Origin of the sequence: Halomicrococcus pelagicus (assembly GCF_051917725.1) — an archaeon.
In the GTDB taxonomy this organism is placed as follows: Archaea; Halobacteriota; Halobacteria; order Halobacteriales; family Haladaptataceae; genus Halomicrococcus.
This window is the reverse complement of sequence record NZ_JBQBLX010000002.1, coordinates 458,963-485,805: the sequence shown is the minus strand read 5'-3', so window position 1 is coordinate 485,805 and position 26,843 is coordinate 458,963. Positions and strand designations below refer to the sequence as shown.

The 26,843-nt window shown below is 68.9% G+C and carries 29 protein-coding genes; 12 read left to right on the top strand and 17 right to left on the bottom strand.

Annotation, left to right across the window (positions count from 1 at the left end; all coding sequences use genetic code 11):
* Positions 1-10: 10 nt before the first annotated feature.
* On the top strand, positions 11-829 hold the full coding sequence (locus ACTF4R_RS07280) for an MBL fold metallo-hydrolase (RefSeq protein WP_440007203.1): 819 nt from the start codon (positions 11-13) through the stop codon (positions 827-829).
* Here ACTF4R_RS07280 and ACTF4R_RS07275 read toward each other — a convergent pair.
* The gene (locus ACTF4R_RS07275) at positions 826-2,055 is read right to left on the bottom strand and encodes an aryl-sulfate sulfotransferase (RefSeq protein ID WP_440007202.1); all 1,230 of its coding nucleotides are present in this window, start codon (positions 2,053-2,055) and stop codon (positions 826-828) included. The two genes, ACTF4R_RS07280 and ACTF4R_RS07275, sit on opposite strands and share 4 nt — an antisense overlap.
* A gap of 130 nt (positions 2,056-2,185) precedes the next feature.
* Entirely contained in the window at positions 2,186-3,571 is a 1,386-nt protein-coding gene (locus ACTF4R_RS07270) for an arylsulfotransferase family protein (protein ID WP_440007201.1), read from the bottom strand.
* Positions 3,572-3,926: 355 nt separating this feature from the next.
* On the opposite strand from ACTF4R_RS07270, the gene truA reads away from it, so the two are divergent.
* The 3 genes from truA to ACTF4R_RS07255 all read left to right on the top strand — a co-directional run bounded on the left by truA (position 3,927) and on the right by ACTF4R_RS07255 (position 5,382).
* On the top strand, positions 3,927-4,718 hold the full coding sequence (gene truA / locus ACTF4R_RS07265; protein WP_440007200.1) for a tRNA pseudouridine(38-40) synthase TruA: 792 nt from the start codon (positions 3,927-3,929) through the stop codon (positions 4,716-4,718).
* A 43-nt stretch (positions 4,719-4,761) separates the two neighbouring features.
* The gene (locus ACTF4R_RS07260; RefSeq protein ID WP_113274862.1) at positions 4,762-5,031 is read left to right on the top strand and encodes a hypothetical protein; all 270 of its coding nucleotides are present in this window, start codon (positions 4,762-4,764) and stop codon (positions 5,029-5,031) included.
* Between the two features lie 81 nt (positions 5,032-5,112).
* Entirely contained in the window at positions 5,113-5,382 is a 270-nt protein-coding gene (locus ACTF4R_RS07255; protein ID WP_440007199.1) for a hypothetical protein, read from the top strand.
* A 1-nt stretch (position 5,383) separates the two neighbouring features.
* Here ACTF4R_RS07255 and ACTF4R_RS07250 read toward each other — a convergent pair whose 3' ends face one another.
* The 4 genes from ACTF4R_RS07250 to ACTF4R_RS07235 all read right to left on the bottom strand — a co-directional run bounded on the left by ACTF4R_RS07250 (position 5,384) and on the right by ACTF4R_RS07235 (position 9,640).
* Positions 5,384-6,718, bottom strand: a complete 1,335-nt coding sequence (locus ACTF4R_RS07250) for a M28 family peptidase (RefSeq protein WP_440007198.1) — start codon at positions 6,716-6,718, stop codon at positions 5,384-5,386.
* A 48-nt stretch (positions 6,719-6,766) separates the two neighbouring features.
* Entirely contained in the window at positions 6,767-7,924 is a 1,158-nt protein-coding gene (gene metX / locus ACTF4R_RS07245; protein ID WP_440007575.1) for a homoserine O-acetyltransferase MetX, read from the bottom strand.
* A gap of 68 nt (positions 7,925-7,992) precedes the next feature.
* Complete coding sequence (locus ACTF4R_RS07240) at positions 7,993-9,333, bottom strand: O-acetylhomoserine aminocarboxypropyltransferase/cysteine synthase family protein (protein WP_440007197.1); 1,341 nt, start codon at positions 9,331-9,333, stop codon at positions 7,993-7,995.
* Between the two features lie 79 nt (positions 9,334-9,412).
* Positions 9,413-9,640 (bottom strand): hypothetical protein, encoded by a 228-nt coding sequence (locus ACTF4R_RS07235; RefSeq protein WP_440007196.1) that lies wholly within the window; start codon positions 9,638-9,640, stop codon positions 9,413-9,415.
* A 45-nt stretch (positions 9,641-9,685) separates the two neighbouring features.
* Between ACTF4R_RS07235 and ACTF4R_RS07230 the strand changes: the two genes are divergently transcribed.
* Positions 9,686-10,033, top strand: a complete 348-nt coding sequence (locus tag ACTF4R_RS07230; RefSeq protein ID WP_440007195.1) for a hypothetical protein — start codon at positions 9,686-9,688, stop codon at positions 10,031-10,033.
* A gap of 123 nt (positions 10,034-10,156) precedes the next feature.
* Here ACTF4R_RS07230 and ACTF4R_RS07225 read toward each other — a convergent pair whose 3' ends face one another.
* The 3 genes from ACTF4R_RS07225 to ACTF4R_RS07215 all read right to left on the bottom strand — a co-directional run bounded on the left by ACTF4R_RS07225 (position 10,157) and on the right by ACTF4R_RS07215 (position 12,602).
* Complete coding sequence (locus tag ACTF4R_RS07225; protein ID WP_440007194.1) at positions 10,157-10,450, bottom strand: CGCGG family putative rSAM-modified RiPP protein; 294 nt, start codon at positions 10,448-10,450, stop codon at positions 10,157-10,159.
* A gap of 67 nt (positions 10,451-10,517) precedes the next feature.
* Complete coding sequence (locus tag ACTF4R_RS07220; RefSeq protein WP_440007193.1) at positions 10,518-10,826, bottom strand: cupin domain-containing protein; 309 nt, start codon at positions 10,824-10,826, stop codon at positions 10,518-10,520.
* Between the two features lie 93 nt (positions 10,827-10,919).
* Positions 10,920-12,602, bottom strand: coding sequence for an aldehyde ferredoxin oxidoreductase family protein (locus tag ACTF4R_RS07215; RefSeq protein ID WP_440007192.1), 1,683 nt, complete (start codon positions 12,600-12,602; stop codon positions 10,920-10,922).
* A gap of 218 nt (positions 12,603-12,820) precedes the next feature.
* On the opposite strand from ACTF4R_RS07215, the gene ACTF4R_RS07210 reads away from it, so the two are divergent.
* Positions 12,821-13,396 carry a DUF7344 domain-containing protein gene (locus ACTF4R_RS07210; protein WP_440007191.1) on the top strand — a complete coding sequence of 192 codons (576 nt, stop codon included), beginning with the start codon at positions 12,821-12,823 and terminating at the stop codon, positions 13,394-13,396.
* On the opposite strand, the gene ACTF4R_RS07205 is transcribed toward ACTF4R_RS07210, so the two are convergent.
* The 4 genes from ACTF4R_RS07205 to ACTF4R_RS07190 all read right to left on the bottom strand — a co-directional run bounded on the left by ACTF4R_RS07205 (position 13,359) and on the right by ACTF4R_RS07190 (position 18,837).
* On the bottom strand, positions 13,359-15,245 hold the full coding sequence (locus ACTF4R_RS07205) for a cation:proton antiporter domain-containing protein (RefSeq protein ID WP_440007190.1): 1,887 nt from the start codon (positions 15,243-15,245) through the stop codon (positions 13,359-13,361). The genes ACTF4R_RS07210 and ACTF4R_RS07205 overlap by 38 nt on opposite strands.
* A 328-nt stretch (positions 15,246-15,573) precedes the next feature.
* Positions 15,574-16,746: an aminotransferase class I/II-fold pyridoxal phosphate-dependent enzyme gene (locus ACTF4R_RS07200; RefSeq protein WP_440007189.1), complete on the bottom strand. Its 1,173-nt coding sequence runs from the start codon at positions 16,744-16,746 to the stop codon at positions 15,574-15,576.
* Between the two features lie 54 nt (positions 16,747-16,800).
* Positions 16,801-18,474, bottom strand: a complete 1,674-nt coding sequence (locus ACTF4R_RS07195; RefSeq protein WP_440007188.1) for an ABC1 kinase family protein — start codon at positions 18,472-18,474, stop codon at positions 16,801-16,803.
* Between the two features lie 6 nt (positions 18,475-18,480).
* On the bottom strand, positions 18,481-18,837 hold the full coding sequence (locus ACTF4R_RS07190; protein ID WP_433626564.1) for an Hsp20/alpha crystallin family protein: 357 nt from the start codon (positions 18,835-18,837) through the stop codon (positions 18,481-18,483).
* Positions 18,838-19,009: 172 nt separating this feature from the next.
* On the opposite strand from ACTF4R_RS07190, the gene ACTF4R_RS07185 reads away from it, so the two are divergent.
* The 3 genes from ACTF4R_RS07185 to ACTF4R_RS07175 all read left to right on the top strand — a co-directional run bounded on the left by ACTF4R_RS07185 (position 19,010) and on the right by ACTF4R_RS07175 (position 21,194).
* Positions 19,010-19,996, top strand: coding sequence for a tyrosine--tRNA ligase (locus tag ACTF4R_RS07185; RefSeq protein ID WP_440007187.1), 987 nt, complete (start codon positions 19,010-19,012; stop codon positions 19,994-19,996).
* An 87-nt stretch (positions 19,997-20,083) separates the two neighbouring features.
* Positions 20,084-20,368 (top strand): hypothetical protein, encoded by a 285-nt coding sequence (locus tag ACTF4R_RS07180; protein ID WP_440007186.1) that lies wholly within the window; start codon positions 20,084-20,086, stop codon positions 20,366-20,368.
* A gap of 4 nt (positions 20,369-20,372) precedes the next feature.
* Positions 20,373-21,194 carry an endonuclease/exonuclease/phosphatase family protein gene (locus ACTF4R_RS07175; protein ID WP_440007185.1) on the top strand — a complete coding sequence of 274 codons (822 nt, stop codon included), beginning with the start codon at positions 20,373-20,375 and terminating at the stop codon, positions 21,192-21,194.
* Positions 21,195-21,206: 12 nt separating this feature from the next.
* Here ACTF4R_RS07175 and ACTF4R_RS07170 read toward each other — a convergent pair whose 3' ends face one another.
* The 3 genes from ACTF4R_RS07170 to ACTF4R_RS07160 all read right to left on the bottom strand — a co-directional run bounded on the left by ACTF4R_RS07170 (position 21,207) and on the right by ACTF4R_RS07160 (position 22,869).
* Entirely contained in the window at positions 21,207-21,410 is a 204-nt protein-coding gene (locus ACTF4R_RS07170) for a DUF7470 family protein (RefSeq protein WP_440007184.1), read from the bottom strand.
* Positions 21,411-21,583: 173 nt separating this feature from the next.
* Positions 21,584-22,216, bottom strand: coding sequence for a protein-L-isoaspartate(D-aspartate) O-methyltransferase (locus tag ACTF4R_RS07165; protein WP_440007183.1), 633 nt, complete (start codon positions 22,214-22,216; stop codon positions 21,584-21,586).
* Positions 22,217-22,218: 2 nt separating this feature from the next.
* A complete protein-coding gene (locus ACTF4R_RS07160) occupies positions 22,219-22,869 on the bottom strand; it encodes an HVO_0476 family zinc finger protein (protein ID WP_440007182.1) in 651 nt (216 codons plus the stop codon).
* Positions 22,870-22,993: 124 nt separating this feature from the next.
* Here ACTF4R_RS07160 and ACTF4R_RS07155 point away from each other — a divergent pair, with 124 nt between their 5' ends.
* Complete coding sequence (locus ACTF4R_RS07155; protein ID WP_440007181.1) at positions 22,994-23,434, top strand: DUF2267 domain-containing protein; 441 nt, start codon at positions 22,994-22,996, stop codon at positions 23,432-23,434.
* Positions 23,435-23,470: 36 nt separating this feature from the next.
* Here ACTF4R_RS07155 and ACTF4R_RS07150 read toward each other — a convergent pair whose 3' ends face one another.
* Positions 23,471-24,505 (bottom strand): SPFH domain-containing protein, encoded by a 1,035-nt coding sequence (locus ACTF4R_RS07150; protein ID WP_440007574.1) that lies wholly within the window; start codon positions 24,503-24,505, stop codon positions 23,471-23,473.
* 231 nt (positions 24,506-24,736) lie between these two features.
* Here ACTF4R_RS07150 and ACTF4R_RS07145 point away from each other — a divergent pair, with 231 nt between their 5' ends.
* Positions 24,737-26,020, top strand: coding sequence for an adenosylhomocysteinase (locus tag ACTF4R_RS07145; protein ID WP_440007180.1), 1,284 nt, complete (start codon positions 24,737-24,739; stop codon positions 26,018-26,020).
* Positions 26,021-26,094: 74 nt separating this feature from the next.
* Entirely contained in the window at positions 26,095-26,727 is a 633-nt protein-coding gene (gene pspAB / locus ACTF4R_RS07140) for a PspA-associated protein PspAB (RefSeq protein ID WP_440007179.1), read from the top strand.
* The last annotated feature ends 116 nt before the right edge of the window (positions 26,728-26,843 follow it).

Here is a 26,843-nt window from a genome sequence, read left to right as displayed (position 1 = left end):
CCCCTACGGGATGCAGGTCACGCTCCTCGGAACCGGCGACACGACCGGCACGCCGACGCCTCGCTGTGACTGCGGGACGTGCGCGGCGGCCCGAGAGCGGGGCGTCGAGCGCACGCGCTTCTCGGTGCACGTTCGCAACGAAGCCACCGACGAGTCGCTGCTCGTCGACCTGAGCCCCGACTTCCGCCACCAGTTTCTCACGCAGGACGTCGCCCTCCCGGACGCCGCCGTCGTCACGCACGTCCACTTCGACCACCTCCACGGCCTCGGCAACGCCCACCGACTGCTCGATTCCCTCGCCGTTCACGCCGCCGACGAGGTCGACCCCGTGACGGGCGAGAGCGTCGCCGACTCCGTCCGGAGCCAGTACGACTACCTCAGGCCGCTGACGGTCCACGACCGCGCCCCCTTCGAGACGTTCTCGACCTGCGGGTTCGACGTGACGCTCGTCCCCGTCGACCACCCGCCGATGCTCTGTTACGGCGTCGTCGTCGAGCGCGACGGGACGAAGCTCGCGCTCACGGGCGACACGAGCTACGCGATTCCGGACGACTCCCGGAACGCGCTCGCCGACGCCGACCTGCTGCTCGCGGACGCCATCGTTCCGGCGTCGCTCGCCGACAGCCACCCGGTCGGCGGCGACCACCGGGACGACGACGGCGTGGCCCGCACGTTCGGCACGAAACACATGACCCGCGAGGGGGCGCTGGCGCTGGCAGAGGAACTCGGCGCCGCCGAGACCCGACTCGTCCACGTCTCGCACTTCTACCCCGCCGACGAGGCGTTCGAGGAGCCGCTGGCGGTCGACGGCGAGCGGTTCTCCCTCTAGGTTCGCCCCGCGCTCGCGTTCCCGCCGAGCGCGTCCCGACCCGCCTCGGTCAGTCCGTCGACCGCCATCAGCCGCGCGTGACACGCCGCGAGGCGGTCGGTGTCGCCGTGGAATCCGGCGCTCCCCGTTATCTCGTGGGTGCCGGTGGCGTTCAGGTCGGCGGCGGTCGGCCCGCCGTGCTCGCCCGTCCGCAGGCGCGCGGCGTCGTACACCAGCCACGGGGCGTAGAACTCCCAGACGACCTCGCCCGTCGGCGTCACCTCGACGACGCGCTGGTTCTTCGTGTCCGAAACGAGCGTGTTGCCGTCGTCCAGCCGGTCGGCGTCCCGCGGCCAGTGGAGCGTCTCCGGGGAGCCGACCGTCCAGGTGCGGGTCCAGCCGTCGCCCCGTCTGGCGTACTCGACGACGCGGTCGTTCTCGCTGTCCGCGACGAGTATCGTCGCGGTCCCGTTCTCGCTCTCGAGGTAGTCGGGGTTGTGTTGCTTGCGGAGGACGTCGTGGTTCCCGTCCTCGCCGAGTTTCGTCGTTATCTCGCCGGTCGCGCGGTCGACGGCGATGACCTGGTCGAAGTTGCGCGGCGAGACGAGGAAGGTCCCGTTGCCGATGGCGTCCACGTCGTTGACGTGCGTCCAGTCCTTGCTGAAGTTACCGCCGACCGCCGGCGGGTAGTGGTCGGCGAAGCGCCACTCCCACGTTATCTCGCCTCTCGTGCGGTTGTAGACGAAGATGCGGTCGTCGTTCGTGCCGTTCGCCGGGTCGGCGTTGCGCATGTTGGCGACGACGATCGCGGACCCGCCGTCGATGAGGTCGGCGTCGTGGGTGTCCCGGATGTCGAACTCGACGCTCCAGACGGTCTCCTGGGTCGTCGGGTCGAACTCGTAGACGAGGGTCTTCCCGCCCCGGACCGCCGCCGTCACGAACACGTTGCCGTTCGCCATCGGGTCGACGTCGTAGGACCAGACGGCGTCGTGTTCGGCGGCGCTGTGGTGGACCCAGCGAATCGCCCCCCGCGGGCCGACGCCGACGAGCATCGCCGGCTGTTTCCCGCTCTGGTTGTACCCCTGGACGCTGACGACCGTCGTGCCGTTCGCCGGCCGCTCGACCGTCCCGACGCAGGGGTTCCCGACGTCTCGCGGCTGGGCGACGGAGACCGGCGCGACCACCCCCAGACAGCAAACCACTGCCACCACGACCGCCATCCCCCGGTTTCGCGGAGTCGAAACCATGCCCGCCGTACAGGACCCAGACACTTGTAGGTTGTCCGAAACGAAGTCGTTCGGTCCTCGTCCCGAACGGCCAACCCCCTTCGACCCCGAGAAGCGCCGGAACCGAGAGCACCGGGAACGAACCGCCGAGTTACTCGCGTCGCCGAACCAGCAGCGCGGCGACCGCCAGCAGCGCGCCCGCGGCGACGACGACGCCGAAGCCCGGCAGCGACGTCGCCGTGTCGTCGTCGGTCGTGGTCGTAACGAGGGCATTGCGCACGTCGTCATCGTTCACGCCCGACTCCTCGGTCGTCGCGCCGGTGGTCGACGGCTTCTGGCCCGCGGCCCAGCCGTCGACCGACTGGAGGTAGGAGTGACAGCCGACGAGGTTGCTCCAGTTCTCGTGGCGGGCGGCGTCACCCTGTAGGCCGTAGGCCCCGGTGGCGTTCATGTCGGCGATGGTCGGCCCGCCGTGCTCGCCTGCTTGCATGCGCGCGGCGTCGTAGACGAGATACGGCGAGGAGAACTCCCAGACGACCGTTCCGTTCGGGGCGACCTCCAGCACGCGGTGGTTCCGGGAGTCGCCGACGAGCGTGTTGCCGTTCGGCAGGCGGTCCGCGTCCCGGGGCCACGAGAGGTCGTCGCCCTTGCCCAGCTTCCACGTGCGTTCCCACCCGTCGTCGCGGCGGGCGTACTCGACGATGCGGCCGTTGTTGGAGTCGGCGACGAGGAACGTCGCGCTCCCGTTCTCGCTCTCGAGGTAGTCGGGGTTGTGCTGCTCGTCGAGGACGTCGTAGTCGTCGTCGCTCCCCAGTCGCATGGTCACCTCGTTCGTCGAGCGGTCGACGACGATGGCCTGGTCGAAGTTGCGCGGCGATGCGAGATACTTCCCGTCGGCTATCTTGTCCACGTCGTTGACGTGCGTCCAGTCGTCGGTGTAGTTCTCTGCCGTGTCCTTCGGGTAGTGGTCGCGGAAGTACCAGCGCCAGACGATCTCGTCTTTCTGCAGGTCGTAGACGAAGATGCTGTCGTCGTTCTTCCCGCTGTCCTCGTCGTAGTTCTTCATGTTCGCGACGAGCAACTGGGTTCCGCCGTTGATGAGGTCGACGTCGTGTGTGTCCTCGATGGGCAGTTCCTCCTGCCAGACGTGCTCCTGCGTCCGGGGGTCGAACTCGTAGACGTACGTCCGCTTGTTCTTCGTCGCGGTGACGAAGACGTTGCCGTTCGCCATCGGGTCGACGTCGTACTGCCAGACGGTGCCGTGGTCGGCGGCGTGGTGGACCCACTGCACCTGACCGCGCGGGCCGACGCCGACGAGCTTCGCGGGCTTCTTGCCGGCGTCGCCCTCGTGCCAGGTGAACCCCTGGACGGCGATTACCGTCGTTCCGTTCGCGGGACTGGTCATCGTTCCGACGCAGGGATTGAGTCGGGCGTCTCCGTTCGCGCCGCCGGCGGCCAGCGGGACGGCCGGCAGCGAGAGCACGCAGAGAACGGCGGCGACGGCGGCGAAGAGTTGCCGTCGAGAGGGCGGTCGCATACGACCCTCTATCGAACGGTGGTTCTTGTATGTTTACGTTCACTGTCGAATCGGACACGCGTTCGCGGCGTCGTCGCCGAACGCGTCTCCGCGGGCGTCGCCCGGCCTCGCACGTGACGCCCGACGGCCCGTCGCGGGCACCTCGCCGCTCGAACGGTCGGGGGTCCGGTCGCAGGGGAAGTCTGTCGGCCGACGTCGGCCGCGGTATCCCGCGATTGAACGCCGATACTGGCCGCGTTCCGTTCGCCAGACAGCGTCAACGCGCCCGTAGCGGTCGCGTTCGCGCCGTCAACCGGGTCCTGTGGGTGCGAACGGACCACACGAACTAAGCGCGGGCCGCCAGTAGCGACTGGCGATGCGCGCCTTCAGGGTCGCCTACGACGGTCGTCCGTTTCACGGGTTCCAGCGCCAGCCAGACGTGTCGACGGTCGAGGACGCGCTGTTGGACGCCTGCCGGGCGCTCGGCGTGGCCGACGACGCCCCCGAGGGGTACGCCGCCGCGGGTCGCACCGACGCCGGCGTCTCCGCGGTCGCCCAGACCGTCGCGTTCGCGGCTCCCGACTGGCTCACGCCCGCTGCGCTGAACAGCGAACTGCCGGCGTCGGTCCGGGCGTGGGCGAGCGCCGACGCCGGCCCCGAGTTCCACGCCACCCACGACGCCCTCTTCCGGGAGTACACCTACCACTGCTACGCGCCGCGGGCGAACCTCGCGCTGGCGAAGGACGCCCTCGACCGCCTCTCCGGCGAGCACGACTTTCACAACCTGACGCCCGACGAGGAGGGCACCGTCCGCGACCTCCGGACCGACGTGCTCCGCGACGGCGACTACCTCGTCGTCACGCTCCGGGCGGGCGGGTTCGCGCGCAACCTCGTCCGCCGGGTCGTCGCGCTGGTCCGTGCGGTCGCCACCGGCGAGGCACCGGTCGCGAAGGTCGACCGCGTGCTCTCGCCGGAACCGCTGGACGGCCCCGAGGGCGTCGCGCCCGCGCCCGCCCACCCCCTCGTGCTCACGGACGTGGGCTACGACCTCGACTTCGCGGTGAACGACGAGGCGGCCGCGAGCGCCCGCGAGGTGTTCGCCGACCTCCGCGTCGAGCGCGAGGCGGGGGCGCGGGTCGCCGGCGAGATAGACGACCGTCTCCGGTAGCGCCACCACATAGATTTTTGACGTGTCGAGTCGGAAGCGAAGTATGGTCGCAACCGATCCGGACGACCTGGAGGTCGTCGACAGTTCGTGGCTCTGGCACGCGACCCGATGGGTCGTGCTCGGTCTGCTCGCACTGGGGTTCGGCGGGGCCGCCGCCGGCGGCGTCAGCGTCGTCTTCGGCGGCGGCATCCTCGGTTTCCTCGTCGCCGCCGCCGTCTGGGTCGCCGCCCTGTTCGTCGGCGTCTACCTCGGCCTGCGTGGACTGGCGACGCTGCTCTGGGCCGTCGACAAGGAGGAGATATTCGAGGAGTAGTCGGCGGGGCGCGGCGACCGCGCGCTCGACCGTCGCTTCCGGGCGGGATAGCTTTTTGTCCCGTCGCTGTCATTCGTGACCATGAGCGCGAACACCTTCCTGAGCGGCACGCGCACGGTCGACAGCGCGCGGCTGTGGGAGTCGACGTTCTGGGTCGTCCTCGGAGTTCTCATCGTCGTGACCGGTCGATGGGTCGGTGCGTCGCTCGGCCCCCCGTTCGGACGCATCGGTTTCGCGGTGTTCGGACTGTTCTACCTCGTCTCGCTGGTCGGCGGCGCGTTCAGCGTCCTGAAGGGTCTCGCCGTCCTCGGCGAGGCGCTCCTCGACGCGAGAGCCACGAGCGAGTGGTGACTCACTGCCACTCGTCGGGCCAGATGTCGGCGGCACGCATCCCCTCCTCGTAGTCGTTCTCGCGGAGGTTCTCGGCGACGTCGTCGGGGTCCCGCCGGGGAACGTCCTCGCGCCGGGCGAGTTCCTGGACGAGCAGGGCGGCGAGCATGGCGTGTTCGCGTAGGTTGCGGTCGTCGACCTTGTCCCGGGTGTCCGCGTGGGTGTGCCCCCAGCCGCGGCCGCGCTCGCCCGGCACGCTCGCGTCCTGCTCGCTGTGCAACTGGAGCGCGGGGACGCCCCGCCGGAGGAACGGCCAGTGGTCGCTGAAGGGGTGGACGTCCTCCTCCAGTTCGACGGGCTGGTTCGCCTCGTCGGCGACGGCCTCGACCACGTCCGCCATCGCCTCGGAGTCGTGGGTGAACGCCCGCAGGTCGCGGAACCGCCCCGCGCCGTCGACGTTGACGACCGCCCGGACCCGGTCGGTGTCGAGGCGCTCCGCGAGGTCCTCGCTGCCGAGCAGGCCGGTCTCCTCGCAGCCGACGCCAGCGACCCGGACCCGGGTTTCGAGGTCGAGGTCGGCGAGCAGGTGCGCCGCCGCGACGACGACCGTGATGCCGCAGCCGTTGTCGAGCGCGCCCTCCGCGACGTCGTGGGCGTCGTGGTGCGCGACGACGACGACCTCCTCGTCGGTGTCCGGCCCGAGTTGCGCGTGGACGTTGTGGCTCGTCCCCGGTTCCGTGCCGGCGTCGACGGAGAGCGTCGCGGTCGCGCCGCGGTCGGCGTAGTCCGTGAGCCACGCGCCCGTCTCCTCGCTCACGCCGACGCCGGGCAGCGTCGCCACGTCGCCGAACGTCAGCGACCCCGTGGGCGGTAGCTGTCCCGGGACGTGGTTGTGGAAGACGAACGCCTCCGCGCCGGCGGCGGCCGCGTAGCCGAACTTCTCCATCCGGTGGACGAACCGGCTGCCGGGCGGCGTCGTCGTGCTCGCGACGGCGATGGCCCCCTGCACGTCCCGTTCGTCTATCTCCTCGGGCGTCCCGTGACCGACGTCGACCAGTTCGCCGCGGACCTCGCCCCCGGGCGAGTACGGGAGCGCGACCGCCTCGAACGAGCGCCGGACCGGGTCGGTCACGGCGAGGTCGGCCCGGCCGCGGTCCCAGCGCGCGATGTCGAACGAGTCGGTCGTGACCTCGCGCGCGCCGGCGCGTTCGAACCCCTCCGCGACCAGGTTCGCCGCCTCGCGCTCGCCCGGATGGCCGCCCAGCCGGTTCTCTATCTCCGTCAACCGCGTCAGGAAGGTCCAGGGATAGTCGTCCCGCCACATCGCGCCGAGTGCTTCCGAGCGGTTCGCCGTCATGGCGTGGAGTGAGCGTCCCGGCGACAAAAATCCCGTCCCGGAACCGGTTCAGTTCGCGAAGAGGCTGGCGTGGACCGGCGCGAACGAGCCGCGATTGCGACGACGACCTAGAAAGCGGCGCAGCGACGGCCCTATCAGTTCCGGGCAGGCGAGGAAGGCGTCGTGACCGTAGTCGCTCTCGACGACGCGGTGGGTCGTCTCCGCACCGGCGTCGCGGAACGCGGCGGCGAGCGCCTCGCCCTGGTCTGTCGTGAAGTGCCAGTCGCCGGTGATGGAGACGACGAGCGCCTCGCCGTCGAACTCGGCGAGCGCGTCGGCGTCGGACGCACAGCCCGCAGCGAGGTCGTAGTCCTCCATCGCCCGCGTCAGCCGAAGGTAGCTGTTGGCGTCGAAGCGCTCGACGAACGACCGGGCGTTGTAGTCGAGGTAGCTCTCGACCTCGCGGTAGTCGTCGTCGGTCGCGTCGCCCAGGGCGTCCGGTGCCAGTTCGCGCGGCGGACAGTCGGCGGTCCGGCGGCCGAACTGGTCGTCCATGGACTCCTTCGAGCGGTAGGTGACGTGCGCGAGCTGGCGGGCCAGCGCCAGCCCGTCGTCGGGGTGGTCGGGGTAGTAGTCGCCGCCCTGCCACGCCGGGTCGCTCGCGATGGCCCGGCGGGCGATGGCCGACAGCGCGAGCAGCTGGGAGTCGAGGCGCGCGCCGGCGGCGATGGGGACGACGCGCTCGACGCGGTCGGGGTAGCGCTTGGCCCACTCGACGGCGTTCATGCCGCCGACGCTTCCCCCGACGACCGCCTGGAGCGTGTCGATGCCGAGGTGGTCGAGCAGGCGCCGCTGGGCGCGCACCCAGTCGCCGACCGTCACGGCGGGGAAGTCGGAGCCGTACGGTTCGCCGGTCGCGGGGTCCTCGCTCGCCGGTCCCGTCGTCCCGTAGCAGGAGCCGGGGACGTTCGCGCAGACGACGAACTGCTCGGTCGTGTCGATGGGAGCGCCCGGGCCGACCACGTCGTCCCACCAGGCCCTCGCCTGGTCGGCGTCGACCGTCTCGTCGCCCGCGGTCGTCACCCGGTGGCTGCCCGTCAGGGCGTGACAGAGCAGGACCGCGTCGTTCGCGGGGTCGCCGTACGTCTCGTAGGCGACCCGGAGGTCGGGAACCGACCCGCCGCGCTCGAACTCGAACGGCCCCAGCGAGACGCGCTCGCCCGGCATGTCGTGTACGTGGTCCGATTCGCGTCCGTCCGGCGCTTCGCACGCGCCTGCGGCGTCGTTCGCGTCGGTCATGTCGCCTCCCGCGTCGCGCGTTCGATTGCCCGGTCGAGGTCGGCGAGCAGGTCTGCGGGGTCCTCGATGCCGACGGAGAGGCGAACGAGGTCGGGGGTGACGCCGGCCTCGCGCTGCTCGTCCGGGGAGAGCTGGGCGTGGGTCGTGCTCGCCGGGTGGATGACGAGCGTCTTCGCGTCGCCGACGTTGGCGAGGAAGGTAGCGAGGTCGGTCGCCTCGCAGAACGCCTTGCCGGCCTCGAAGCCCTCCTCCAGACCGAACGCGACCATCCCGCCGTACCCGCCGTCGAGGTACCGGGTCGCGTTCTCGTGGGTCTCGTGGGCCGCCAGTCCGGGGTACGCGACCCACGCCACGTCGTCGTGGTCGTCCAAGTACTCCGCGACGACGGCCGCGTTATCGCAGTGGCGCTCCATCCGCAGCGACAGCGTCTCGACGCCCTGGAGGGTCTGCCACGCGTCGAACGGCGACTGCTGGTTGCCGAGGCTCCGGACGGCGCGGTAGCGCGCGGCGGCCGCGAGCGGCGCGTCGAAGTCGCGCGAGAAGTCGACGTCGTGGTACGCGCGGTTCGTCCCGGCGAGTTCGGAGTAGCCGCCGGCCGCCCAGTCGAAGTCGCCGCCGTCGACGAGCACGCCGCCCACGGTCGTCCCGCTGCCGTGGAGCCACTTCGTCGTCGACTCCCAGACGACGTCCGCGCCGTGCTCCAGGGGGCGACAGAGCGCGGGCGTGGCGAAGGTGTTGTCCACGACGAGCGGAACGTCGCGCTCGTGGGCCACCTCGGCGAGGCGTTCGAAGTCGGGCGTGACGAGCGAGGGGTTGCCGACGGTCTCGACGTGGACGAACGCGGTGTCGTCGTCGACGGCGTCCGCGTAGGCGTCGTAGTCCAGCGTGTCGACGAACCGCGCCTCGACGTCCCTCCGCGAGGCGACGTGGCTGAAGTACGTCGTCGTCCCGCCGTAGGTGTCGGTGGAGACGACGACGTTGTCGCCCGCCTCGGCGAGGACGAAGGTGAGCGAGTCGAGCGCGGCCATCCCGCTGGCGGTGGCGACGGCGCCGGCACCGCCTTCGAGCGCCGCGATGCGGTCTTCGAGCGTCTCGACCGTCGGGTTGCTCAGCCGCGAGTAGATGTGGCCGTCGCGCTCCAGGGCGTACAGGTCGGCGGCGTGGTCGGCGTCCGCGAACTCGTAGGACGTGGTCTGGTAGAGCGGCGGCGCGACCGCTCCGGTCGCGGGGTCGGACTGCTGGCCCGCGTGGACGCTTCGCGTCCCGAATCGCGGCCGCTCGCTAGCCTGGTCCCCCCGTCGGCCGCCGTCGCGCGACCGGTCCTCGTCGTCGGTCATGTGCTACGAGCATATTCTCGAAACGATTTATAACCAGCGGTTACGACACGATTCACCTCTGCAGTCAGCGGAGAGGTTTTTACGCAGTCAGCGACGTGAGCGCGTACGCGAGTGCCACGGCACCGACAGCGAGCGCGGCGGGGACGACGAGGGAAACGTTTCCGAGACCGTCGTCGACCGCGGCCAGCAGGGGCAGGAGGACGATAACGACGAGGACGGCGACCACCGCACGAAGGCGGTTCACCGTGCGCTGCACGTCGTCGAGTCGCCGCTCCAGGTCCGCGGGGTCGGGGGCAGGGTCGGACATCGGTCGGTGGTTCTCCAGAGCGACCAATCAATCCTGCGACACGGTGTGGGTGGGCGGCGACGCTCCCCCGCGGTCGCTCTAGGCGAGTCGCGTCCAGAGCGCGACGAGCAGCGCGGCCCAGGGGGCGCGAGGAGCGCGAAGCCGGCGGTCGTGAGCGCGCCCGCGACGTTCGAGAGCGCCGGCACCGCCGTCGCCCAGAACGCGAGCACGCCGAGGTTCACGCTCGCCACGCCCGCCCAGGAGAGCGCGTGGGAACTCGCCGCGACCGCAGCGGGAAGGTCGCCGTCCCGCTCGTCGACGGCGCCGACGACCCTCAGGAGTCCGACGGTCAGGTACAGTCCAGCCGCGACGAAGAACGGGTCGGTGCGTGTTCGCATCCTCCCTAGCCTGTAGGGACGAGAAGCGATTCTCTCGAACACGTTCGCGGTCGAGGAGAGCGTGGCGGGCGACTGCTCCACCGGGGACGGTCCGCGCCGGGAGCGTCAGAACGCCGGAAGAACGACGAACGGACCCGAATCACTCGACGTGGACGCGCGTGACGTACCCGCCGCAGCCACACCGTTCGACGAATCGGTACTCCGCGTCGTCGAACGCGTCCCGGAGTTCGTCGAAGAGATACGTCTCCGGGTGGCCGTGGTTCCCGTGCGTGACGAGGTTGACGTGGTAGCCCGACGCCGTCTTCCGGACGGCGTCGAGCGCCTGCTCGACGGTGAGGGCGCGGTCGTCGGCGTGGCGCGGCAGTTCGAGGTTCGCCGACCACGAACTTTCGTGGACGTGGTCCGTCACCGGTTCGGGGGTGGAGTCGGACATGACGGTCGTTCGTTGGTCGCTGCCGGAGGAAAGCCGAGTCCCGAACGTGTTCGTCCGGTCGAGTCGCTCAGTCCGCCGTGACGCGACGAGCGAGGACGAGCAGCGCGGTGGCGTCGGTCTCGGCGAACGGCGACACCTCCTGCCGGCCGTCGAAGCGGACGGTCTCGCCCGCCTCGACCGTGTGCGTCTCGTCGTCGACGTCGAGCGTCAGGCGACCGTCGAGGACCGCGAGCACGACCTGCCGGTCCGGATGTCTGTGAGGAGCCACGCGTTCGCCCTCGTCGAGCGTGAGTCTGACCGTCTTCGGTTCCGCTCCCGGGAAGACGACCGCCGTCGGGTCGCCGTCGAGGTCGGCCAGCGTTCGCTTCGTCGCCATCTCGTCGGGACGTAGTCACACCGGCACCGTCACCGTTCCCCCGAACGCGTTCGGCGGCGGTTGCGCCGCGAGCGCACCGGACCGGGGCGCGGGTCAGTCGTCCGCGCTGGCCGCGCCCGAAATCCGGCCGTCTGGCACCGTCCCGTCGTCGTTCCAGCCCCGGACCTCGTAGTACTCCGAGAGGGCGTCCTCGAAGCCCGGCAAGTCGTACGGCAGCGCGTCGTCCGCCCGGTCGAAGCCCCGCCGGTTGTTGAAGTGGCGCTCCAGTTCGACGACGCGAGCACCCATCGCCTGCAGGTCGTCGTAGTCGGCGTCGAGCAGTGCTTCGAGGCGTTCCTCGGTCATGAAGTCCCGCGAGAACTTGCAGACGACGCCGCTGTCCAGCACCGCGTTGTGGTTCTCCTTCTCGACGATTAGCGGCGGTTTGCCGTCCAGCCCCTCCGGGTCGACCGCCTCGTCCTTGTCCACGAGGGGGTACTCCTTCGAGTAGAACTCGGCGTACATGTGGTCCGCGCCGCGGTTCGAGGTGGCGAAGGCGAGGCCCTGTCCGTTCAGCGTGCGGCCGTCGTGGGCCGCGAACTCCAGGCCCTTCACCGTCCAGTCCTCGACGTCGAGGTCGTCCGCGAAGCGGTGGACGCCCTCCGCGAGCAGGTCCCCGTCGCCCTCGCGGTAGGCTATCTTCTCGACGAGGTCGTGAATCAGGTCGCTGTTGCCGAACTCGTCGTTCGCCGCGAGGTAGGCGGCGACGGCGTCGCCACAGGAGATGGTGTCCATGCCGAGTTCGTCACAGAGGTCGTTGGACTTCATCACCGAGACCACGTCGTCGACGCCGGAGTTGCTGCCGAACGCCATCACCGTCTCGTACTCCGGCCCCTCGGTTTCGAGTCCGGTTTCCTCGTCGCGCGTGGGGAGCTTGCACGCGAACGCACACTGCGAGCAGGTGCCTTTCTTGTACTTCTTCTCGGAGACCGCCTCACCGCCGATGTCGGCCGCGCCGTCGAACTCCAGTTCCGAGAAGTAGTAGGACGGCAGCGCGCCGACGTGGTTGGCGTACTCCGTGACGCTGGTCGTGCCGGCCTCCTTCATCGGGTGGTCGTCCGCGGTCGCGGCCTCGCGGTGGACGTCCATCGCCACGGGGTCGACGTCGATATCGGGCGCGCTGTCGCCAGCGAACGCGACGTACTTGACGTTCTTGTCGCCCAGGACCGCGCCGAGGCCGCCGCGACCGAACGCGCGGTGTTCCGTGGTCATGATGGCCGCGAACCGAACCCGGTTCTCGCCCGCCGGCCCGGCGACGGCGAGCTGGTCGTCGCCGAAGCCGTGTTCGTCGGCCGCGTACTCCCCCGTCTCGCCGACGGTCGCGTCGGCGAGTTCCGGCACGTCCTCGAACTCGACTCCGTCGTCGGTGACGTGGACCGCGACGAGGTCGTCGCTCTCGCCCGTTATCTCGACCGCGGCGTACCCCGTCCCGGTGAAGTTCCGCGAGAGGAATCCGCCCGCGTTCGAGGAGAGCAGGCCACCCGTCAGCGGCGAGAGGCCGGTGCAGTTCATCCGCCCGGTGAAGCTCATCGTCGACATCTGGAGCGGTCCGGTCGTGAAGAAGAGGCTGTTCTCCGGGCCGAACGGGTCGGCGTCGAACGGAATCCGGTCGTGCGCCAGTTTCGTGGCGACGCCCCGACCGCCCACGAACGAGGCGAGCACGTCGTCGACGTCGGTCGTCGTCGTCTCGCGCTCGCCCACGTCGACGGTCAGTAGCGGGCCTTCAGCGTGAAGCATGTTCGAGAGTTGGAGCTTCGGTACAATAAACATCGGCGTTCGAAACAGGTCGGGCGAGTGACCGTCTCGCGTCGCGGACGACGGCCGTCCGCCGGAACCCCTTATTTCCGCCACGTTGGTGCCTAAATGGACGGATATCTTTTTCCAGCGGCTCCCCGAAATTCGGACACTGTGCCGGGGAGACCGGAAGCGAAAGGCGACCACCGCCGTCGCCGCCCATGAGCGGAGACAGCGGTGCGGAGAGCACCTCGGCCGACGCGGAAACCATGTCGCGCGACACGGCGTTCGAGATACTGACGAACGCGCGTCGCCGCTACGCGATGGCGTACCTCCGGACCCAGTCCGGCCCGACCTCCATCGGCGAACTCGCGGAGGTCATCGCCGCCCACGAACGGGACACGACCGTCGACCTGATATCATCGAAAGAGCGGAAGTCGGTGTACACGTCGCTGTACCAGACGCACCTGCCGAAGATGGCCGACGCGGGTGTCGTCGACTACGACCGCCACCGCGGCACCGTCGCGCTCGCAGACGGCGCAGACGAACTCGACGACTACCTCTCGCCCGCACCGGACGGCGCGAACTGGAGTCGCTACTACCTGGCGCTCGCGCTCGTCAGCGGCGTCGTCGTCGGCTGCCGGTTACTCGGCATGTACCCGTTCACGGCCATCCCCGTGCTGGGGTACGCCGCTCTCGTTCTCGGGGCGTTCGCCGCGCTGTCGGCCATCAACCTCGGGCTGGATCGCCGGGTCGAGCTCACGCGGGCGGGTGGCAGAGGTCGATGGCCTCCCTGACGGCGTCCTTGCGTCCGAGGAACGTGATGTGGTCGCCCTTCTGCAGCGTGAAATTCTCGTTGGGGACCTGCGTATCGCCGTCGCGTCCCACCAGCGCGATGAGACAGCCGCTCGGTAGTTCGTCGTCGAGTTCCTCGATGGTCTTGCCGATGTGATTCTCGGAGGTGACCTCTATCTCCTGGACGTCGCCGGCCCGGCCGAGTTCGGTCATCCAGTTCGACAGCGCCGGGCGTTCGATGACGTTGTCGATGGCCCACGCCGTCGCCATCGACGAGGAGATGGTTCGAACGCCGAGGTCCTCGAAGGCGTCGACGTTGTCCGGATTGTTCGCCCGGGCGATGACGGTCTCGACGTCGAACTTCGAGTCGGCGAGCTGAGCGACGAGCAGGTTCGCGTCGTCGTCGCCGGTCGCGGCCACGGCGATGCGGGCGTTGTCCGCGCCGGCGGCACGGAGCACCTCCGTGTCCGTGCCGTCGCCCCTGTGGACGGTGAAGCCGGCGTCGCGAGCGGTCTCGATTATCGTTTCGTCGTTCTCGACGATGACGACGTTCTCTCCCCGGTCTTCGAGGCGTTCGGCGAGCGCACGGCCCACCTTCCCGCCTCCGACGATGATGACACGCATGGGAATCACGTTGAGGTATTCGGCGATGTGACGGGCGAATCCGCCCTCCAGCACGACGGTGACGACGATGACGAGGAAGACGGTCCCGACCAGCGTCGTCGCCGCCTGGTTCAGTCCGCGGCTCTGGAGCTGGAACGCGAACAGCGTGGCGACCGACGCGGGAATGATGCCGCGCGGACCGACGAAGCTCATGAACAGCCGTTCGCCCCAGTCGAACCGGTCGCCGGTCGTCGAGAGCATGACGCCCAGTGGACGGACGATGAGCGCGACGACCACCACGACCGCGACGCCGCCGAGTCCCAGCGAGAAGAGGTCGGCGGGCTGTAGCAGCGCCGCGAGGATGATGAAGACGAACGAGAGGACGACGAGGGTGATGTCGCCCTTGAACTCCTCTATCTTCTCCTCGTACGGCAGGTCGGCGTTGCCGAGCAGCATGCCCGCCGTCGCGACCGCCGCGATGCCGGCCTCCTTGGCGAAGAAGTCGGCACCCGCGTAGGCCACGAGCGCGCCGACCAGCACGAGCAGGCGGGCGTTCTGGGGCGCGTTGCCTCGCGAGAGGTCGATGTGCCGGAGCACGTACCAGACCACGCCGGCGACGAGCATGCCGACGAACAGTCCGGTCCCGAGTTTGGTGATGAACTCGCTCAGGAACTCGTTGAACTCGAACGCCGAGCCCTCGGTCAGCACGACGACCTCGAACATCACCACGGCGAGGATGGCCGCCGTCACGTCGTTGACGATACCCTCGGTCTCCAGCGCGGCCTCGACGCGGTCCCGGACCGCGACGACCGAGAGGATCGGCGTGATGACCGTCGGGCCGGTCGCGATCAGTAGCGCACCGATGAGGAACGCGAGGTCCCACTCCGTCCCGAGGGCGTACCGGACCGTAACCGCGGTGCCGATCAGCGAGACGACGGCACCGACCGTCACCAGCTTTATCTGCGCCGACGGCGCTTCGCGTAGCTTGCTCAGCTTCAGGTGGAACGCCCCCTCGAAGACGATGATGGCGACGCTCAGGCCGACGATGGCCGACAGTGCACCCCCGAACGAGGCGGGGTTCAGCAGACCGATTCCGACGGGGCCGACCACGATGCCCGAGACGATGAGAAAGAGCACGCTCGGCACCTGAAAGCGGTCCGCAAGTATCTGTGCGACGACGCCGAGACCGATAACTGTCGCGACGATGACGAGCAGTCCCGGTCCCGACCCCGCTGACTCGACACTCATGAGCGTTTCTCGCCCGAAGGTGGTGGCCCCGGCCGTATAAAAGCGCTCCTTTGCGATAGCCGAATCGTCGCCGTCGGGAGAAGGTTTTCGTTATTCGGTACCAGCCCACACGCATGCCCGGGCATCTGCTCGCGCAGCGGTTCGTTCTCGACGCGTCGGTGGTTCTCACCGAGGAGCTACGGAACGACGACGAGGACCTCTAACGGCCGTCGAACGGCTTTCGACCGCGTCTCGACGGCGAAGCTCTCGCTGAACGTCTCCTGTCACATCCCGCCGTCGGTCCACGACGAGTCGACCGGCGTCTCGAGGACGTCTGAAGGTTCCGCCGTCACTCGGCGCGTCGGTCGACGAACGACGACACGCGCTCCAGCCCCTCCTCCAGTTCCGCAGTCGGCAGGCCGAAGCCGATGCGGAAGTAGTTCTCGTAGCCGAACAGGTCGCCGGGCGCGAGGACGACGCTCTCCTCCTCGACGACGCCGCGGCAGAACTCCCGGGCGTCGTCGAACCCGTCCGGAATCGAGACGAAGCCGTTCACGCCGACGGGGTCGTACCAGTCGAGGTCGTGGTCGGCGACGAACGCCCGGACGCGGTCGCGGTGGTCGGCCGCCAGTTCGCGGTTCTCCTCGAGGATGGCGTCCTCCTGTTCGCCGAGCGCCTGGCGCGCGACGTGCTGGCCGAAGATGGGCGGCGAGATGGTGGTGTAGTCCTTCCACCGGACCGCGCGCTCGACCACGTCCTCGGGGCCGGCTATCCAGCCGAACCGCAGGCCCGCAAGCCCGTAGGCCTTGGTCAGGCTGGTCGTGCTGATGCCGCGCTCGCCCATGCTCGCCACCGGAGGAATGGGGTCGTCGGCCAGCAGGCGGTACACTTCGTCACAGAGCAGGTGTGCGTCCGCGTCCTCGGCGAGGTCGTACAGCGCCTGGACCGTCTCCTCGGGGTGGTAGCGCCCCGTGGGGTTGTTGGGGTTGTTCAGCACGACGACGCCGGTCTCCGGGCGGATGGCGTCCGCGACGGCGTCGACGTCGAGTTCCCACTCCGGCGGTTCGAGCCAGACGCGGCTCACCTCGCCCATCGCGTCCGGGACCGCGTGGAGCGCCTGGTAGGTCGGAGTCACGACGACCGCGTGGCTCGAAGAGTCACGGGACGAGGAGGCGGTGCTACCGCCGACCGCGTGGCTCCCCGAGCCACGAGACGAGGAGGCGGTCTGGCCGCCGGCCCCGTTCGCATCTTCGCCCCCCATGAGCGAGCAGAACGCGAGGAAGTTCGCCTCCTGGGTACCGCAGGTGAACGCCACCTCGTCGCGACCACGGTCGTAGCGGTCGGCGACCGCCGCGCGGAACTCGGGGTCGCCGTCGGTCGGGATGACGTACCCGAGTTTCCCGGGGTCGAGGTCGAACCGCGAGGCGTCGAGGCTCCGGATGCCGCTCTCGGCGAGCATGATGTCGGCCTCGTGTTCGTACTTCCCGAACCAGCGTTCGAGTCCGAAGGGCGCGATTTCCATAGTCGGGGGTCGTCGGGCGAACGCGTTAAGCTACCGGAAGTGGAACGCGACGCCTCACTCCCGCTCCTCGCGCTGGCGGAGGTTCTGGCGGGTGAACTGCGGGGTCGCGCGGATGCCGCGGCGCTCGCGGAACGACCGGTAGAGCAGACCGGCGACGACGAGGGTGAACGCGCCCGCCACGATGGCGGCGCGGAGCGTCGAGAAGGTGTAGAGGATGCCGGTCGTGAGCAGGCTGAAGGAGAGCAACATCCCGTAGACGAGTCGCTTCGCGAACAGGTCGAACACGTCGTCGTCGTCCTCGACGTTGACGCGGACGTAGAGGTCGTCGCGGTCGGTGCGGTCCAGCGTGCGCTCGAGTTTCGGCGGGACCCGCACCAGCGACTGCGCCGAGGCCTGCACCTCGTCGCCCGCCTGTTCGAGGAACTGCTTGATGGACTCCTCGCGATAGCCCTGTTCGGTGAGGTAGTCCGTCGCGACGGCGATGAAGTCGAACTCGGGGTCCAGCGTCACGCAGACGCCCTCGACGACCGTGGCGACCCGGAGGACGAGCGCGAGGTTCGACGGAAGTCGCAGGGGGAACTCGTAGATGGTGTCCTCGACCTGCGAGACTATCTGCTGGACGCGGTAGGTCTCGATGTCCTCGCCGCGGGCGTCCTGGATGGCGAGTTCCATCACCTCGCCCATCGTCGCGCGGTCGGCCTCCGGCGACAGGGTGCCCATCTCGATGAGCGCGTCGAGGATGGCGTCGATGTCCTGGTTCGCCACCGCGACGTAGAAGTCGACGATCTTCTCCTGGATGAACGCGTCCACCCGGCCGCTCATCCCGAAGTCGTAGAACACGACGGTGCCGTCGTCCCGCACGGCGAGGTTTCCGGGATGGGGGTCGGCGTGGAAGACGCCGTCCTCGATTATCATCTGGAGGTAGGCGCGCTGGAGCGTCTCCGCGAGGTCGGTGCGGTCGATGCCCTTCTCGTCCAGCGTCGCCACGTCGTTTATCTTCGTCCCCCCGAGGTACTCCATCGTCAACACGCGCGGGCCCGAGTGGCTCTCGACGACGGCCGGGATGGCGACGTCATCGTCGTCGGCGAAGTTCTCGCGAATCTCCGTCAGCATCGTCGCCTCGCGGTCGTAATCCATCTCCTGGCGGATGGTCCGGGCGAACTCGTCCGCGAGGGTCTCGAGCGAGAACGCCCGCGCCTGTCCGATGAAGCGCATCAGGACGGGGACCGACCACCGGATGACCCGGAGGTCGGCCTCCACGAGGTCCTCGATGCCGGGACGGCGCACCTTCACCGCGACGCTCCGGTCGTCGACCTCGGCGGCGTACACTTGTCCGAGGCTCGCGCCGCTGATGGCGTCGGTGTCGAACGAGTCGAACTCCCGGGCGACCGGGCCGAGTTCTGCCTCGACCACCTTCTCGGCCTCGCTCCAGTCGGCGGGCGGCACCTCGTCCTGGAGCTTCGACAGCACGTCGACGTACTCCGGCGGGAGGATGTCCGGCCGGGTCGACAGCAGTTGCCCGAGTTTGATGAACGTCGGCCCGAGCGTCAGCAGCGATTCGAGCAGGGTGTTCGCCCGCTGGACGCGCGTCTCGCTGTCGACGCGGCGCGACCCGCCGAACAGGAGGAACCGGTGCCGGTCGCGGGCGTAGCTGAACAGCAGCGGAAGGAAGTGCCAGGCGACGACGAAAAAGCGCCGGTAGGCGCGGAGGTTGACCAGAGTGACCACCCGCGATTACCGACGCTGGACCGGAATGGACTGCTCGGGTGCGGCCGAGCGCTTCGGCAGGGTGATTTCGAGCACGCCGCGGTCGATGGTGGCCTCCCCGCCGGAACCGGTCGCGTCCGGCGGCAGCGGAAGTTCGGCGTCGAGGAACAGCGACCGGTCCTCGCGGAGGTAGTCGAACTCCGTGGGAACGTCCTTCTCGCGCCGCGCTTCCACGAGGAGGCGGCCATCGTCGACGTCGATGTCCACCGTCTCCTCGGTCACGCCCGGCATGTCTATCGCGAGGAGGTAGGCGTCGTCGCTCTCCAGCAGGTCGGCGAAGACGGTGTCCGGAAGCTCTCGCATCGCGTCACGCAGCGCTGACATACCCGAGGGTTTGGGTCGAGGGGCGAAAAAGGGTACGGTCGCGCGTTCGCCGGGTCGACGAGCGAGTCGTCGCACGCCGTCGCGGCCCACGGCCGCGTCGACGCGCCGTACACGAACGCCGACGGGCGAGCATGACGTAACCCTAAAGCCCGAGAGGGGTCTGTTTCTCCGCATGGACGCCTACGAGTTAATCGCTCGGAACGCTGAGGAACTGGTGACCGAGGAGGAAGTGCGGGAACTCGCCGAGTCGCCCGAGGGACGGCGGGCCTACGTCGGCTACGAGCCCTCCGGTGTGCTCCACATCGGGCACATGCTCGCCGCGAACAAGCTCATCGACCTGCAGGAGACCGGCTTCGAGGTGGTCGTCCTGCTCGCGGACGTGCACGCCTACCTCAACGACAAGGGGACGTTCGAGGAGATCCGGGAGACGGCCGAGCGGATGAAAGAGCAGTTCCTCGCGTACGGACTCGACGAGGACAGGACGGAGTTCGTGCTCGGGTCGGACTACCAGCTCGACGACGACTACGCGCTCGACCTCCACGAACTCGAACTGGAGACGACGCTCAACCGCGCCCAGCGCGCGATGGCCGAGATACAGAGCGGCGAGACGGCGAAGGTCTCCCACGTCGTCTACCCCCTGATGCAGGCGCTTGACATCGAGTACCTCGACCTCGACCTCGCCATCGGCGGTCTCGACCAGCGGAAGGTCCACATGCTGATGCGCGAGGAACTGCCGTCGCTGGGCTACGACGCCCGGCCCTGCATCCACACGCCCATCATCGCGGACCTGACGACCGGAGAGGGGAAGATGTCCTCCAGTGCCGGCGTCACCATCTCGATGGAGGACGGCACCGAGGAGATAGAAGAGAAGGTCGAGTCGGCGTTCTGTCCGCCGACGCGCGACCCCGAGGGCGACAAGGAGAACCCCGTCCTCGAAATCTTCCAGTACCACGTCTTCCCGCGCTTCGAGACGGTCGTCGTCGAGCGCCCCGAGGAGTACGGCGGTAACCTGGAGTACGACGACTACGAGTCGCTGGCCGACGACCTCGAGAGCGGCGAACTCCACCCCGCGGACGCGAAGGGGGCGCTGGCGACGTACCTCGACGAGCTCATCGAACCCGGACGGCGGAAGCTCGCCGAACTCGAAGCCGAGGACTGACCGCCGAGGGAGTCACCACTCTTCGTTCAGACGCGGTGGTCGGTAGCGGCCGGTAACGGCATTGGAACCGCCGTGGTCGGACGGAGTATGAAGGACCACGAGCGAAAGTTCCTGGAGGACACGCTCGCTCACCACTCTGCAAGCATAGCCAACGAACTGCGGGAGGGGTTCGGGACCGAGGAGATAATCGAGGACAGGAACACCCTCACCGACAACGGCGGGATGTGGGTGCGGGGATACCTGACGGGGTGGCTCACGCTCATCCGCGGGTGTTCGACCGGAAACCCGAACATCTCGCCCGACGACATCGCCGAGATCGGGACGCTGGTCGACGAACACGGGGGGAGAATCGCCGGCGAAGTATATTCGTAGCCTCATGACGGTCGAACTCCGCGTGATGTCGTACAACGTCAGGTACGACAACCCCAACGACGGCGACGACGTGTGGCGCGAGCGACGGGACCGGGTGGCGAGTTCCATCCGGTTCCACAGGCCGGACGTGGTGGGACTCCAGGAGGCGCTGCACGCCCAGCTACGGGATCTGAGCGAACAGCTACCCACGTACGAGTGGCTCCCCGCCGGGCGCGAGAACGTCGAGAGCGCCGGGGAGTACGCCGCCATCGGCTACGACCGCGACCGGTTCAATCTGGAAAGCGAGGACACGTTCTGGCTGTCCGAAACCCCCGACGAACCGGGGAGCGTCGGGTGGGACGCCGACCTGCCGCGACTCGTCCACCACGTCGAACTCCGCGAGCAGCGCACCGACGTGACCTTCTACCACTTCAACACGCACTTCGACCACGCGGGCGAGGAGTCGCGACTGAACGGCGCGAAACTGCTGTTGCAGCGCATCGACGGACTGGTCCCCGACGAACCGGTCGTCGTCACCGGCGACTTCAACTGCCGGGCGGGGTCGCCGCCGTACGAGCGGTTGACCAGTCGGACCAGGGTGAGTCCGGGCCGCACCCTGCGCGACACCCACCGCTTCTCGAAGTACGGCCACCACGGTCCGGAAACGTCGATGACGGACTTCCGCAACCTGATTCCCGACAAGAAGATAGACCACATCTTCGTCACCAGCGACGTGGAGGTCGTCCTCCACGGAGTCCAGAGCGACGCCTACGCGAACGGACGATACGCCTCCGACCACCTCCCGGTCGTCGCGGACGTCTCGCTCACCGAACTGGACGGAAGGTGAACGCGAACGGCGCTACTCGAAGCCGCCGCCCATCATCGCGCCCATCCCGAAACTCTCCATCAGGCCCGAGACGAGACCCCACGCGACCAGCACGACGCCGGCGACCACGAGGGTGATACCGGCCGCGATGAGGAGACTTTCCAGTGCGATGACGGCGATGCCGGCGACGAGCGCGAGCAGACCGACCAGCCCTTTCGCGCCGAGTTTGTCGAACATGCCCCGGTTTCGGGACGGGTGAGACTTAAAGCTGCCACTTGGCCGCCGGTCCGTCCCCCGGGACGCTCCCCCACGAATCGAGCCTTCCAACTGTGTCCCCCGGTCAACTCCCCGGTCGATTCTCCCCCAATCGACTCCCCCGGTCGACTCCCGGCTCCGACGCTCGAAAGCGGCTACTCCTGCATCGTCACGAAGCGCACGCGGCCGTGCTCCTCGCGGTCGAGGCTGCCGTCGGCGCGCCGGCGGGCGAGCACGAGTCGCTGCGTCGCGTCGCCGACGGGGGCGAGCAGTCGGCCGCCCGGGCGGACCTGCTCGACCACGGCGGTCGGCAGCTCGGAGGCGGCGCAGGTGAGGTAGGCGGCGTCGTACGGCGCGTGCTCGGGCCAGCCGTCGTGCCCGTCGCCGACGCGGACGGACACGTCGCCGTAACCTAGTCGCTCGAATCGCCGCCGGGCCTGCTCGGCGAGTCGGTCGTGGTACTCGACGCTGTAGACGTTCTCCGCGCCGACGACCTCGGCGGTGACGGCGGCGTGGTAGCCACAGCCGGTTCCGATTTCGAGCACCCGGTCGCCGGACTCCAGCGCGAGCAGGTCGACCATCGCCGCGACCATGTGCGGTGCGCTGATGGTCTGGCCCTCGTCGATGGGGAGCGGGCGGTCGGCGTACGCGTCCTCGCGGCTGCTCTCCGGCACGAACTCGTGGCGCGGGACGGCTTCGAGCGCGGCACGCGTGGACTCGCGCTCGACCCGGCCCTGGCGCGCGAGGGCGTCGACGAGGTCGCGGCGGCGTTGCTCGAAGTCCGTCACCGTCACCACGCCGACCAGGCGGAGGAACTCTTGTCGGTGCCGTACACTCGTTTCACGTCCTTGGCGACGAGGTCGTCGCCGTCGCGGTCCAGCTTGTCGATGTCGTACGCCACGGCGTCGTCCGCGACGAGGATGCCGTCGACCGCGAACTCCTCGTCGCCCAGTTCCGCGGTCTCGCCGACGACGAACTGGTAGTCGCCGGGCACGTCGACCTTGATCGAGCGGGAGTCGTCGTAGCTCCCCTCCTTCGGGTGGAGCGTGACGTTCACGGTGACGTTGTCGACCGCGCGGGTCCAGATGGTCTCGACGTCCTCGGCGGTCGCCTCCTCCACGCGGCGGTCGCCGTCGAGTTCGAGGCTGGTGATGCGGACGACCATGATGGCCTCCTCCGTCTCCAGGACGAACTCCTCGCCGACCGCGAGTTCCTCGCCGACGGGCACCTCTTCCCTCGCGGAGAACGATTCGCCGTCCTGGGAGACGACGACGCCGGTGTCCGTCGTTTCGGGCTCCTCGATTCGCGTCTTGTGGACGTGGCCGCACTCCGTGCATCGAACCGTCGTCTGGCCGCCGGGTTTGAGCACTTCGTGGACGGTCTCGACGTCGGGCGAACAGGAGGGACAGGCCGCCGCGACGCGTTCGGTGGTTTCGGTCATGCGCGGGGATAAACGCCGCGCGCGTAAAAGTTCGTGGAGTCTCCCCTCGGAGTCGAACGACCCGGAATCGGAACCGCGTGTGCCGTCCCGGTTAAGGTGCTGGCCGTCGTCCTCACCGCCGGCCATGGAGTACCAGACGTTCGTGCGAGAGGTCGAAGAGCGCACCGACCTGTCGACGGCCGAGGAAGCGGACGACGCCATCGGTGCGACGCTGGTCACGCTGAGCGAGCGCGTCCCGGACGAGACGGCGCGGAACCTCGCCGAGCAGCTACCCCACGAGGTCGGCGAGTACCTCACCGCCGCCGACGGCTCGACGTCGTTCGGCTTCGACGAGTTCGTCGCGCGCGTCCTCGAACGCGAGATGGTCACCGACGTCGCCGAGCGCGAGACGGCGCGCCGCCACGCCCAGGCCGTCGTGGCCGTCCTGCTGGACGCCGTTACGTCGCGGAAGAGCGACGACGTGCTGTCGCACCTCACGACCGACTACGAACGGCTGTTCGAGGGCGTCGACCCCGAAGCGGTCTGGGGTCCGGGCTGGCGCGACAGGCTCGGCGAACGGGGCTGAGCGCGGGCCGACCGCGAGTGCGGTCGGCCGACGGAGTCACTCCGACTCGTCGAGTTCGAGTTCGAGTTCGCGGTCCGACGCCCCGCCCTCGACGTCCTCCAGTTCCGAGAGCACGGCACCGCCCTCGTCCATCTCCGCCAGCGTCGCCTCGATGTCGTCGAGGCCGAGCAGTTTGCCGGTCTCCTCGTCGAACTCCAGGCTGTCGAGCTGGTCGCCGTCGGTCTCGACGTCGCTGCCCGTGAGGTGTTTGCCGTAGCGGCCGAGCATCGAGGACAGTTCCTGGGGGAGGACGAACGTCGTCGACTCGCCCTGACCGATGGACTCCAGCGTCTCCATCCCCTTGTCGATGACTGCACGCTCGCCCATCGACTCGGCGGACTTCGCGCGCAGGACCGTCGACACCGCGTCGCCCTGCGCCTCCAGGATCTGGCTCTGCTTCTCGCCCTGCGCGCGGATGATGTTGGACTGCTTCTCTCCCTCGGCGCGCTCGACCGCACTGCGGCGTTCGCCCTGCGCTTCCAGGATCATCGCGCGGCGTCGGCGCTCGGCGGAGGTCTGTTCCTCCATCGCGTCGACGACGCCCGCGCTGGGCATCACCTCCTGGACCTCGACGCTCTCGACGCGGACGCCCCAGTCGTCGGTCGGCCGGTCTATCTCCTCGCGGATGCGGGCGTTTATCTCCTCGCGGCGGCTCAGCGTCGCGTCCAGGTCCATGTCGCCGATGACGGCGCGCAGCGTCGTCTGGCCGAGGTTGGCGACGGCGCGCTCGTGGTCCTCGACCTCGAGATACGCCTTCTTCGCGTCCATCACCCGGACGTAGAGGACGGCGTCGGCGGTGACCGGCGAGTTGTCGCGCGTGATGGCCTCCTGGCGCGGCACGTCCAGCGTCCGCGTTCGCATGTCGAACGTGTGCGTGCTGCTGACGAACGGCGGGACGAAGTGGAGGCCGGGGCCGAGCAGTTTCCGGTACTCGCCGAACACCGTCAGCGCGCGCTTCTCCGTCGCGTCGACGATCTCGACCGCGCTGTTCACCGCCGCGGCGACGACCGCGAGCGCGAGCAGGCCCACCATCGTCACGGCGTCGAGGAACGGGAGGGCGAGGACGAAGAGGACCGCCAGCGTCAGGACGAGGAGGGCCTTCCCCGCGCTCACGCCCCGGGAGAGCTTGCCCAGGACGTAGAAGGGGTGCTCCATGCTCGTACCAAGATTCACCAGTCGCTTAACGTTTTCCGCGTTCCGGCGGAACCTCGGTCGATGACCGACTTCGGTAGGGTTTTGGGCGCGGTCGTCCATCGCGGAGGTATGACGGAGTATCCGCCCATCAGCGAGCAACTCGACGACGTGGAGAGCGCTCGCACCGAGGGCCACCGGAAGATGGACTGGGCGCGCGAGCACATGCCGATACTGACCGCCGTCGGCGAGGAGTTCGAGGACGACCAGCCCCTCGACGGCCAGCGCATCGGGATGGCGATGCACGTCGAGGCGAAGACGGCCGTGCTCGTCGAGACGCTCGCGGACGGCGGCGCGGAAGTGGCGGTCACCGGCTGCAACCCGCTCTCGACGCACGACGACGTGAGCGCCGCGCTGGACGAACACCCGAACATCACCTCCTACGCCAAGCGCGGCGTGGACGACGAGGAGTACTACGCCGCCATCGAGGCGGTCATCGACCTCGAACCGACCGTCACCGTCGACGACGGGATGGACCTCGTCGCCGCCATCCACGAGGACTACCCCGAACTCATCGACTCCATCGTCGGCGGCTGCGAGGAGACGACGACGGGCGTCCACCGCCTGCGCGCCATGGACGAGGACGGCGCGCTGAAATACCCCGTCTTCGCCGTCAACGACACGCCGATGAAGCGCCTGTTCGACAACGTCCACGGCACGGGCGAGTCCTCGCTGGCGTCCATCGCCATGACGACGAACCTCTCGTGGGCCGGCAAGACCGTCGTCGTCGCAGGCTACGGCTACTGCGGCAAGGGCGTCGCCAAGAAGGCGGCCGGCCAGAACGCCAACGTCGTCGTCACCGAGGTCGAACCCCGGCGCGCGCTCGAAGCCCACATGGAGGGCTACGACGTCAAGCCGATGGCCGAGGCGGCCGAGGAGGGCGACGTGTTCCTCACGACGACCGGCAACCGCGACGTCATCACGCGCGAGCACTTCGAGAAGATGGACGACGGCGTCCTGCTCGCCAACGCCGGCCACTTCGACGTGGAGGTCAACCTCGACCAGCTCTCGGACCTCGCCGTCGCCGAGCGCGAGGCCCGGGAGGGCGTCCGCGAGTACGAGATGTCGGACGGACGGCGGCTCAACGTCATCGCCGAGGGTCGGCTCGTCAACCTCGCCGCACCCGTCGCGCTCGGCCACCCCGTCGAGGTGATGGACCAGAGCTTCGGCGTGCAGGCCGCCTGCGTCCGCGAGATGGTCGAGAACGGCGAGGCGTACGACGCGGGCGTCCACGACGTGCCCGACGACCTCGACCGCGAGATAGCCGAGATAAAGCTGGACGCCGAGGGCGTCGAGTTCGACGAACTGACCGACGAGCAGGCCGAGTACATGGACAGCTGGCAGCACGGGACGTGAATACGCCCCGGCGAGTCGCCTGATCGAGGCGGTTCTCCGTCCCCCTTTTTGTCGCGGCGTGCGTACACCCGGCCATGGGACTGCTCGACGGACTCCGCGAGGTGCTCGGGATGCGCGCCGAGGCCGACGCGGGACGGGACGCCGACCCCGAGGACCTGTTCGGGATGAGTACCGCGTACGTGACGATGGAGGCCGACCTGGGCTACGAACCGGTCGGGGAGGCCGCGCTCTGTTTCTCCGAAGTCGACAGCACGGGCTTCCAGGACGCGGTCGAAGAGGTCCACGCCATCCTCGAAGCGGGCGAGGAGGAGACGGGGACGAAAACCCACACCCACCAGGACAGCCACGGCTACTCGTGGGTCGTGCTGGAGGACGACGACTTCGAGGACCTCGTCACCAGCCTCCACTTCGCCGCCGACACCTTCGTTGAGGAGGGGTACGGCTCGCGCCTGCTCGCGGTGCTGTTCGCGTTCCGGAAGCGCGGCGGTTCGCAGGGTCGTCGAAAGGACGGCGACTACGTCTACTGGATTTACTCGTTCCGTCGCGGCGCGTACTACCCCTTCGCCCCTCAAGCCGGCAACGAACGCGACGAGGCGGCGGAGTTCAAACTGGAGAGCAATCTGGACGGTGAACTCGAACTGGAGCAGGACAAGGAGTACTGGTACCCGCTCTGGCCCGACCGCGCCGGTACCCATCCCTGGGAGTAGTTCGCACTATCGACGCTCTTCCCCTCTAAAGTTTGCCATCTCGTTCAGACCGCCCCCGTTTCGTCTGGCATTTTCACTTTCACATTGGTGTTAACGGGGGTTTATATGACGGAGGG